We start from the raw sequence: 10,823 nt of genomic DNA, 5'->3' as shown, positions 1-10,823 counted from the left end.
CCGCTCACCTTCCTCAAGAGCCGGCTGCGCACGCAGATGACTCGCGCCGCATCCTCCAGGCTCAGCGCTCCGGCCACACACGCCGCCGCCACCTCCCCCATGCTGTGGCCCACCACCGCATCCGGCTCCACTCCCCACGCCCTCCACTGCTCTGCCAACGCCACCTCCAGCGCGAACAGCGTCGGCTGGATCAAGTCGATGCGCTCCAGCAGCTCGGCCGAGCCCGCGCGCAGCCCCTCCACCACCGACACTCCCGTGTACGGACGGATGGCCGCGTCACACGCCTCCAGCGCCTGCCGGAACACCGGCTCGCTCTCCAGCAGCTCCCTCCCCATCCCCACCCACTGCGAGCCCTGGCCAGGGAACACGAACACCACCCGGGGTCGCTCACCGCGCTGAGGAACGGTGCCCAGCACGAGCCCAGAGTGGCTTGAGCCGCGGACATGCGCCCCGAGCGCCGCGGACAGCTCGGCCGCCGACGTGCCTACCGCGGCGAGGCGGTGCTCGTAATGCTCGCGCCGGCCAGCCGCGCTGAAGAGCACGTCCTCCAGAGACATGTCCGGACGCTGCTCCAGCGCCTCAAGGTGCTCCCGGAAGGTCTGCGCGAGCGCCCGCAGCGCCTCCGGGGTTCGGGCCGAGAGCACCAGCAGGTGCGGCCGCGTGCTCGAGACGGCCACCGCGCGCACGGGCCGTACCGATGGCTCCTCGACGATCACGTGGACGTTGGTCCCGCTCATCCCGAACGAGCTCACCCCCGCGATCCGGCGCTTGCTCCCGCGCGGCCACGGCGTGAGCTGGGTGGGGATCACGAACGGCGTGCCCTCCAGCGAGAGGCGGGGGTTGAGCTTGCGGAAGTGCACCAGCGCGGGGATGGCCTCGTGCCGCATCGAGAGCAGGATCTTGATCAGCCCCACCACCCCTGCGGCGGCCTCCAGGTGCCCCAGGTTGGTCTTCGCCGCGCCCAGGGCACAGGTGCTGCCATCCTCCCGCGGATCGCCGAGCACCTCGCGGAGCGCCTCGAACTCGATCGGGTCTCCGAGCGCCGTGCCCGTGCCATGGGTCTCCAAGTGGGTGATGTCGCTCGCGGACAGGCCGGCATTGCGCAGGGCCTCGCGCAGCACGGCCTGCTGGGCGATCATATTGGGCGCCGTCAGTCCGGAGCTGCGGCCGTCGTTGTTCGCGGCCGTCCCGCGCAGCACACCCAGGATCCGGTCTCCATCCCGGAGCGCCTCCGACAGCCGCTTGAGGACCACCACGCCACAGCCCTCGCTGCGGACGAAGCCATCCGCGCGCGCATCGAACGCCTTGCAGCGCCCGTCGCGCGCCATCATCCGCGTCCGGGACAGATAGACGTGGTACTCGGGGTGGAGCACCAGGTTGACGCCACCCGCGAGCGCCAGGCTGCACTCACCGCTCCGGAGGCTCTCGGCGGCCAGGTGGATGGCCAGCAGCGAAGAGGAGCAGGCGGTGTCCAGGGTGATGCTCGGCCCCTGGAGCCCAAGCAGGTACGAGATCCGGCCGCTGGCCACGCTGCGGAGGTTGCCCGAGCCCGTGTAGAGATCCGTGCGCGTGAGATCCTCGGACACCACCAGCTTGCCGTAGTCCACGTTGCACATGCCCACGTAGACGCCGGTGCGAGTGCCCTCGAGGCGAGAGGGGATCTGCCCCGCATCCTCCAAGGCCTCCCACGTCACCTCCAGCAACAGGCGCTGCTGCGGATCCATGCTCTCCGCCTCGCGAGGCGAGAGCTCGAAGAACGCCGCATCGAACTGATCCACGCCGTCCAGGAACCCGCCCCACCGCGAGTACATCTTCCCCGGCGCGTCCGGATCCGGATCGTACCAGGCGTCGATGTCCCACCGCTGGGCTGGCACCTCGCGGATGCAGTCCGTGCCGTCGCGAAGCACCCGCCAGAACGCCTCGGGGTCCGTGGCCCCAGGGAAGCGGCCGCCCATGCCAATGATTGCCACGCGCTCCGGCTCGGCGCGGATCATCTCCGCCAGCGCCGCACGCTCTTCGGCGCTCAGCTCGGCGACGAGGCTGGAGAGCGCGGAAAGGACCTCACTGCTCATGCTTCATGCCCCCATCCCCGGGAGTCCCGCCGGTCTTCCGTGCCTTGAGCAGATTGAGGACCTGCGTGATCTTCTCGGCCGTCTGGCCCGGTGGGGCCTCGGTCTTCGCCGCGCCCACCGCGGGTGCCGCCGCTTCCGGGAGCCCGAACTCGCGCCCGAGCTGGGTGACCAGATCCGAGACGGTCGGGTGCTTCCAGATGAGCGTGACCTTGAGCGTCATCCCCAGGCTCGCCTCGAGGCGGTTGCGGATCTCCATGGCCATCAGCGAGTCGACCCCGAGCTGCATGAACGGCGTGCGCAGCCCCACTCGCGTCACCGGGGTCTGGAGCACACGCGCGATCTGCCCGCGGACATGCTGCTCGAGCACGGACCGGCGCTCGGCAGGCGCACGCTGGAGCAGCTCCTGGCGGATGGAGCCCTCCGCGCGGGGTTGGCTCGTGCTGGCAGCCTGAAGCTGGGACAGCAAGGGCGAGCTCGCCGCGCTGAGGAAGAACTCCCGCCACTGCCGCGCGGCGAAGCGCATCACCGCCACTCGCGGCGCTGGCTGGCCCAGCGCCCGGGACAGCGCCTCCAGTCCTTCCTCGGGGGTCAGGCTGCCCAGGCCGCGCGCGGAGAGGCGATCGCCCAGGCTCGCCGCCAGCCCCACGCCTCCCCAGATGCCCCAGTTGATGCTCAGCGCCGGCAGCCCGGCGCGCCGACGCTCGTGCGCCAGCGCATCCAGGAACGCGTTGCCCGCCGCGTAGTTGCCCACGCCCGGCGACCCGATCAGCGCGATGGCGGACGAGCACAGCACGAAGAAGTCCAAGGGCCTCTCGCGCGTGAGGACATGCAGGTTCCAGGCTCCGGCCACCTTGGGGGCCATCACCTGGCGCAGCCGCTCCACGGTCATGGCCAGGAGAGAGATCTCATCGGACACGCCCGCGGCATGGACGATGCCTCGCAAGGGAAGCATCTCGCGTTCGATCTCACTCACCACGCGCGCGGCCTGCTCGGCCTGAGCCACGTCCGCGCGGATCACCCGCACCTCGGCGCCTGCCGCGCGCAGGGCCTCCACCTCGCGCAGGGCCTCCTGGCCCGGCTCTCCCCGGCCCGTGAGCACCAGGTGCTGGGCGCCCCGCTCCACCATCCACCGGGCGATCCGCAGGCCAAGGCCTCCCAGGCCGCCGGTGATCCAGTACGTCGCCGCCGGGCTGAGGCTCGGGGGCGGCGTGGCCTCCACGGGGCGCTGGCTCAGGCGCGCCACGTAGCGCGCGCCACCTCGGAGCGCCACCTGCTCTTCCTCGTCCTCGCGGCCGAGCTCCTCCAGCAGGGAGTCTGCCTCCCCCGCGCCACCCGTCAGCTCGAGGTCCACACACCGGCACTGCAGCTCGGGCAGCTCGTAGACGATGCTGCGGGCCAGCCCCCACAGCGGGGCCTGCTCGACCGAGAGACGCTGCGTCCCGGCACCCACCGCCTGCACCTGCCGTGTCACCAGGGAGAGCCGGGGCGCCTCGCGCCAGCCACGGCGAGACAGCGCCTGGAGCAGCAGGAGCGTGCTCTCGGTGCCAGGCTGCTGCAGTGCCACCAGAGCCTCGCCCTGCGCCCGCTCGGAGAGCGCCGCGTCCAGGCTCCACAGGTGGACCACGCCCTTGCAGCCGGACGTGCCGAAGGCTTCCTTGAGGAGTCGATCGAACCCTTCCGAGTCCCCCGGAGGGAGCTGATATCGCCCATCCCCGAGCGCCCGATACTCCCCCCCCGGGCGCACGATCACGGCGCGCTCGCCGCGTGCCACCAGCTTCTGGCCGAGTGCCTCACCGAGCCCACCGCCATCCGCCAGGATGAGCCACGTCCCCGGGCCCGCGCGAGGTGAGCGCGGTGCGTCCGCCCCTGTCTGCGGCAGGGACTCCCACTGCACCGAGTAGAAGCACTCGGCGATCAGATCGCGCCGCCCCGCGGCCACTCGCTGGATGCGCAGGCCTCGCGCCTCGCCTACCAGGCGGCCTTCGCCGTCCCGGAGCCAGAGCTCCGCCTCCATGTCCCCCGCGCTCGAACCCGAAGCCCGGCGCGTGACATGCGCCCACAGCTCCGTGGGCGGACGCTCATACAGGCACAGGCCCTCCAGTCCCACGAGGAGGACGCGGGTGCCGGGCTGGGCCTCGGCGGCGGTGGCCAGCACCGTCTGCAGGGCCGAGTCCAGCAGCGCCGGGTGGATGCGGTATGCGCGGGCCTCATCCTTGAGTTCGTCCGGCAGCCGGATCCGTCCCAGCGCCTGCCCCTCGCCGCGCCACAGCTCGGCCACCCCCTGGAAGCGCGAGCCGCACTCCAGCCCCACCTCTTGAAGCAGCCGGTAGTGCTCCTCGATTGGCACGCTCACACGGCACCGCGAGCGAATCGCGTCCAGCGGCTCGAGGTGCTCGTTGGCCCGCGCGGAAGCCGCTCGGAGCTTGCCAGCCGAATGCCGCCTCCAGCCAGGCGCGCGCCCGCTGCTCGCGCCAGCGCCCTGGGTGGCCTCGCGGCTGTAGATCTCGAAGGAGGCCTCACCCTCCCCCGCAGCCTTCCAGAGGAGCTGCACCGAGCGCCGCGATCCCTCGGGCACCGTCAGCATCTCCTCGAAGGCCACCTGCTCGACGCGATGGGCTCCCGGGCCCCACACCTCCGCAGCCGCGGAGAGCGCCATCTCCAGATACGCGGAGCCCGGGAACACGGGCGTCCCCCGCATCCGGTGATCCGCGAGGTACGGCTGGTACTCCAGCCCCAGCTCGCCCTGGAAGGAGTGCTCGCCGCCGCTGACGCTGGCCAGCTCGAGGTGTCCACCCAGCAAGGGGTGGCTGCCATCGGCTCGCCCGAGCCCCGCCCCTGCCACGGATCGCGCCTCGATCCCCCAGTAGCGCTCCCGCTGCCAGGGGTATGCTGGCAGCTCCACCACGCGCCCACCGGCCGGGAACAAGCGGCTCCAGTCCACCGCGTGGCCCATCGTGTACATGCGGCCCAGCGTCCCCAGCATGACGGCCCGCTCCTCCTCCTCGCGACGGAGCGACGGGAGCGCCACGCTCTTGCCGCCGCGCGCCAGCGCCTCCTCGATGGCGGGCACCAGCACGGGGTGGGGGCTGATCTCCAGGAAGATGGGCTGCTCCTCACGGGCCAGCGCCTCCACCGCCTGCGAGAACAGGACCGGAGCGCGCAGGTTGCTCACCCAGTACGCCGTCTCCAGCTCGGTCCCGTCGAGGATCCGCCCCGTCACCGTGGACAGCATCGGGACGCGCGCCCGGCGCGGGGAGACGCCGGCCAGCACGCGCATCAGCTCCTCTCGCAGCGGGTCCATCTGCGGGCTGTGGGAGCCGTAGTTCACCTTCACGAGCCTGCAGAAGACGCCCTCCGCCTGGAGCTTGCCGAGCACCTCCTCCAGCGCCCTGCTCTCGCCAGAGATCACCATGGAGCGAGGCCCGTTGCTCGCCGCGATGGCCAGCCGCTCCTCGTAGCCCGAGAGCGCCGCCGTGGCCTGCTCCCACGTCAGCTCCACCACCGCCATGCCACCCTGGCCGCAGACCTTGAGCAGCGCCTGGCTGCGCAGGCAGATCAGCCGCGCCGCATCGTCGAGCGACAGCGCCCCGGCCACGTGCGCCGCGGCGATCTCTCCCATGCTGTGGCCCACCACCCCATCCGGCTCGATCCCCCACGTCCGCCAGAGCGCCGCCAGCGCCACCTCCATGGCGAACAGCAGCGGCTGCACGATGTCCACCCGCTCCAGCCGCTCGGGCGAGGCGCTCGCGCCCAGCTCCTCCAGCAGCGACCAGGACACATGTGGCCGCATCGCCGCGTCACACTGCTCGAGCGCCGCACGGAAGGCGGGCTCCCGCTCCATGAGCCCCCGGCCCATGCCCAGCCACTGGGAGCCCTGGCCCGGGAAGACGAAGACGACCTTGCGCCGCCCTGCGGCCAGCTCCACGCTGCCCGCGGACAGGTGCGGCCGGGCCTCTCCCGCGAGGAACGCGGCGATCTGCTCCCGCAGCTCGGCGCGCGACTCACCCACCAGCGCCAGGCGATGCTCATGGTGTGGGCGCCGGACGCTGGCCGTGTAGCTCAGCTCCGGGAGGCCCGGCTCCGCGCGCGTGTCCGCGAGCGGCTGCTGCTGGTACCGCCGCGCCAGCGCCTTCAGCGCCTCCTCCGTGCGCGCTGAGATCGGCAGCACATACTTCCCGGGCTTGCCCGTGGTGGCGGGGGCCACGGGCTCCGTGGCCGGAGCCTCCTCCACCACCAGGTGGACGTTCGTCCCGCTGATCCCGAAGGCGCTCACCCCCGCCACCCGGCGCCGAGCACCCCGCGGCCAGGGCGTCAGCCGCGTAGGGATGACGAAGGGCGTGCCCTCCAGCGAGATGCGAGGGTTGAGGTTGCGGAAGTGGAGGTTGGCGGGGATGGCCTCGTGCCGCAGCGCCAGCGCCACCTTGATCAGCCCGCCCACTCCCGCGGCGGACTCCATGTGGCCCAGGTTGCTCTTCAGCGCCCCCAGCGCGCACACCGAAGCATCGGCCCGGGCTCCGCCGAGCACCTCCTTCAGCGCATCGAACTCGATCGGATCGCCCAGCGAGGTCCCCGTGCCATGCGTCTCCACGAGGCCGATCTCGGAGGGCTCCACCCCGGCGGACTTCAGCGCCCGGCGGATCAGCTCCTGCTGCGCCAGCACGTTGGGCGCCGTGAGCCCGGAGCTCTTCCCATCATTGTTGATCGCCGAGCCTCGGATGACGGCAACGATGGGATCCCGGTCCGCCAGCGCGTCCGACAGGCGCTTGAGGACGACCAGGCCGCACCCCTCGCTGCGCACGAACCCATCCGCCCGCGCATCGAACGTCTTGCACCGCCCATCCCTCGACAGCGCCTGCAGCTTGCAGAGCGCCACGGTGATCTCCGGGTGCGCCATCACGTTGACGCCACCCGCCAGCGCCATGTCGCACTCGCGGCGCCTCAGGCTCTCGTAGGCCAGGTGGATGGCCACCAGCGAGGACGAGCACGCGGTGTCCACCGAGATGCTCGGCCCCTGCAGCCCCAGCGCGTAGGAGATACGCCCGCTGGCCACGGCGTGGAAGTTGCCCGTGGCGCTATAGGTGTTCGTGCGCCGCAGATCCTCACCCAGCAGCGCCTTGCGGTAGTCCTCCTGGGACAACCCCACGAAGACGCCCGTCCGGCTGCCTTCGATCCGTGAGGCGGGCTGCCCGGCGTTCTCCAGGGCCTCCCAGGCCACCTCCAGCAGCAACCGCTGCTGCGGATCCATGTTCCGCGCCTCTCGGGGCGAGATCCCGAAGAAGCCCGGATCGAACTGATCCACATCGTCCAGGAAGCCGCCCCAGCGCGTGTAGAGCTTCCCAGGCGCCTCGGGATCCGCGTCGTAGGTGGCCTCCAGATCCCACCGGCTCGGCGGAACCTCCGTGACGGCGTCCACGCCCTCGCGCAGCAGCCGCCAGACCGCCTCCGGGTCCGCCGCCTTCGGGAAGCGGCACCCCATCCCGATGATCGCCACCGGCTCGGAGACAGTGCCGCGCCGAGCCGAGGCCAGCTCCTCATTCAGGCTCGCCGCCAGCAGCGCCAGGCGCTCCCGGGAGAAGTGGGCGATTCGCTTCGCGAACTCAGTACTCAAAGAACTCCTCCCAACAGGGCCACTTCCCCCAGCGAACAGCGCGGGGGGGAGCGCGCTGCGCTACAACCCCTCAGACCCTTGGGTCCGTTCTGTCCCTGATGGGTGGCATGATGTGAGTCATTCATGACCCAGACCCACCACAGATGTGTGGAATAGCACACTGCTGTCCGCGCTCTCAACTCTATCGGAATATTCCTACCTCGCTGGTTTGAGTGACCCAGGGGATGGTATGGGTTGTGGGTCTCGAGCGAGCCGCCGGATATTGTTCAGGCTTTCCTCTCGCCCCCACTCTCGTGCCCATCTCCGCCAAGGCCTGGTTCCTGTACGCGGGCGACGGCTCTCCAACAGAGGGCCTCGCCGATCTCGTTCTGGAGGACTTCGAGCTCCCTGCTCCCGGACCCGGGGAGCTGTTGGTCGAGCCCCTCTACGGCTGCTGGGAGGGAAACATGGGGCACAGCCTCCAGCGCAAGCCCATCGACGTGTGCCGCTTCCGAGGTGAGGAGCGGATCATCATCGGCAACGCGGGGGTGGTCCGCGTGCTCTCCCTGGGCGAGGGCGTGCAGGGCTGGGAGCCTGGGCGCTGCGGGTTCGTCTACGCGGGGGAGGTGATGGATCCCTGGGAGTACCCGAGCAAGGCGTTCGCCTATGACGCGGCGGGCACCCGGGGCTACCTCTCCACGCGGATGGTGGTGAAGGCGGACGCTCTGCTGCCGGTGCCTGCGGGCTCCCGCTACTCGCTGGCGCAGTGGGCCGCGTTCTCGGCGCGCTACACCACGGCCTGGTCGAACTGGTTGCTCGCCTACGGCACGTACCGCCTCATGGTGCGCCAGGAGCTGATGCCCGCGCCCCACGTGTGGGGCTGGGGCGGAGGAACCACCCTGGCCGAGCTGGATCTGGCCCGGCGCTTCGGGTGCCGGACGGTGATGCTCTCGGCGAACGATCAGCGGCTGGAGATCATCCGGAAGACGGGCGTCACTGCGCTGGATCGCCGCACCTTCGGAGACCTCTACTTCGACGAGATGCGTGCCGGAACCGATCCCACCTACCGCCGCGCCTACCAGCAGGCCGAGACCGCCTTTGTCCGCGAGATGGAGCGGCTCACCGGTGGGCAGAAGGTGCAGATCTTCGTGGACTACATCGGCACGCCTTTCTCCAAGGCGACACGCCGGGCGCTCTCGCGAGAGGCGGTGGTGACGACCGCCGGCTGGAAGGAAGGCATGGCCACATCCTTCCTGCGCGCCAGCGAGTGCATCGAGCGCCACCAGTACATCCACACCCATATGTGCGGCCGGCAGGAGGCGCTCGACGCCGCGGCCTACGCGGAGGCCAACGACTGGATGCCCACCATCGACGAGCGCATCTACTCCTTCGAGGAGATCCCTGCCCTCGCCGCCCACTTCCACTCGGGCCAGGTGGGCCTCTTCCCCGTCTTCCGGATCAACCCCGAGTAGCACACAGCAAAAAGCCGGCTCCCCTCTTCAGGAGAGCCGGCTTTGAGAGTTGCGGGGGCAGGATTTGAACCTGCGACCTTCGGGTTATGAGCCCGACGAGCTACCAGGCTGCTCCACCCCGCGATAAATGCGCTGTGACTTTCTATAGAACGACGGAGGCCCTTCCGGTCATTCCCGGAAGGGCCTCCGGTGCTTCGAGTTGCGGGGGCAGGATTTGAACCTGCGACCTTCGGGTTATGAGCCCGACGAGCTACCAGGCTGCTCCACCCCGCGGCAAAAGCGGGAGGGTTAGTACCGCCCTCCCCCCAGTGCGTCAACTCCTTTTTCCGGAGCCCGCCCCTCAGCCCTTCCTGTTCTTCAACAGGTCCGCGAGCGTGCCGAATCCCTTGCCGCCACCGCCCGCAGGCTTCTGCGTCTTCTGCCAGGCATCCAGCTCCGCGCGCTCCTCTGCTCGCTCGGCCGCCGTGATCGACAGCCGGATCTTCCCGGACGCGTCGATGTCCAGGATGGCCACCTTCACCTCCTGGCCCAGCGAGAAGTGCTTCCGCAGATCCGTGCCGCGATCCGTGCCCGTCTCCGCTGCCGGGAGGAGCCCCTTGCCGCCCGGGAACATCAGGAACACGCCGTAGGGCTCAATGCGATCGACCTTGCCCACGACCACCTGGCCCACCTTCGGGCGCGGGGCCTGGGGCTCGGCGGGCCTGGCCGCCTTGGCCTCGGGGGCCGGACGCTCCTCGGGAGGACGCTGAGCATCCTCCTCGGTGATCTTCCGCAGGCCGATCCGCTTCTCGTTCGGATCGATCTTCTCGACCACGACCCAGATCGTCTCGCCCACCTGCACCACGTCCCGTGGGTGCGCGATGCGCCGATCCGAGAGCGCGGAGATGTGCACCAGGCCGTCCACACCCGGGCGCAGCTCCACGAACGCGCCGAACGCCTGCAGCCGGACGACCTTGCCCTGCAGCCGGTCGCCCTCCTTGATGCTCTCCAGCGCCGCCTTGAACGGATCCTCCTGGCGCGAGCGCATGGAGAGCGTGATGCGCTCCTTGTGCTTGCCCTTGTCCGGCGAGCTCGGCTGGGCCGCCTCGAGACGGAGGATCTCCACCTCCACCTCGTCGCCCTGCTTCACCACCTCGCTCGGGTGGCCGATGCGCACGTGGGACATCTCGGAGACGGGAATCATCCCCTCCACGCCGCCCAGATCCACGAAGGCGCCGAAGTCACGCACGCCGGTGACCTTGCCCTTGACGATCTTGCCCTCGGACAGGCCCTTGCGCGTCTGCTCTGCCAGCTTCTTCTGGTCCTCCTCGAGCAGCGAGCGCCGCGACAGCACGATGTTGCGATCCCGCACCTCGGTGACGCGGAACTGCAGCTTCTCGCCAATGAACTGATCCGGCTTCTCCACGAAGCGGATGTCCAGCTGGCTGATGGGACAGAACGCGCGCACGTCGCCGATGGCCACCTCGACGCCGCCCTTGTTCACGCTCAGGACCATGCCCTCCACCGGCATGCCCGAGGCCCGCGCCTCGGCGAGCATCGCCATGTTCGCGTTGCCCTTGGTCAGCGCCCGGCTCAGGATGATGCCCCGAGCGCCCGCCTCGACGACATGCGCCTCCAGCGTGTCACCCACGCCCTGGCGCAGGATGCCCTCGTCGTCCTTCAGCTCGCGCAGCTCGATCATCGCCTCGCTCT

Annotated in this window: 4 protein-coding genes and 2 tRNA genes; 1 reads left to right on the top strand and 5 read right to left on the bottom strand. The window is 70.4% G+C overall.

Features of this window, described 5'->3' with window-relative positions:
- Together VD972_RS40810 and VD972_RS40805 are read right to left on the bottom strand one after the other, a co-directional pair.
- On the bottom strand, window positions 1–2,072 hold a 2,072-nt coding region (locus VD972_RS40810; RefSeq protein WP_324994655.1), incomplete at its 3' end, for a type I polyketide synthase.
- Window positions 2,062–7,680, bottom strand: a complete 5,619-nt coding sequence (locus tag VD972_RS40805; protein WP_324994653.1) for a type I polyketide synthase — start codon at window positions 7,678–7,680, stop codon at window positions 2,062–2,064. The genes VD972_RS40805 and VD972_RS40810, both read right to left, overlap by 11 nt.
- A gap of 293 nt (window positions 7,681–7,973) precedes the next feature.
- Here VD972_RS40805 and VD972_RS40800 point away from each other — a divergent pair, with 293 nt between their 5' ends.
- Window positions 7,974–9,131 carry a hypothetical protein gene (locus VD972_RS40800; protein ID WP_324994651.1) on the top strand — a complete coding sequence of 386 codons (1,158 nt, stop codon included), beginning with the start codon at window positions 7,974–7,976 and terminating at the stop codon, window positions 9,129–9,131.
- Window positions 9,132–9,180: 49 nt separating this feature from the next.
- Here VD972_RS40800 and VD972_RS40795 read toward each other — a convergent pair.
- The 3 genes from VD972_RS40795 to VD972_RS40785 form a co-directional block, all read right to left on the bottom strand.
- Window positions 9,181–9,254, bottom strand: a tRNA-Met gene (locus VD972_RS40795).
- A gap of 76 nt (window positions 9,255–9,330) precedes the next feature.
- Window positions 9,331–9,404, bottom strand: a tRNA-Met gene (locus VD972_RS40790).
- Window positions 9,405–9,471: 67 nt separating this feature from the next.
- A partial coding sequence (locus VD972_RS40785) for a S1 RNA-binding domain-containing protein (protein ID WP_324994650.1) occupies window positions 9,472–10,823 on the bottom strand: 1,352 nt, incomplete at its 5' end.

This window comes from Hyalangium sp. (genome assembly GCF_035629615.1).
In the GTDB taxonomy this organism is placed as follows: domain Bacteria; phylum Myxococcota; class Myxococcia; order Myxococcales; family Myxococcaceae; genus Hyalangium.
The sequence above is the reverse complement of the archived record's forward strand: the minus strand, read 5'-3'. Positions and strand labels throughout refer to the sequence as shown.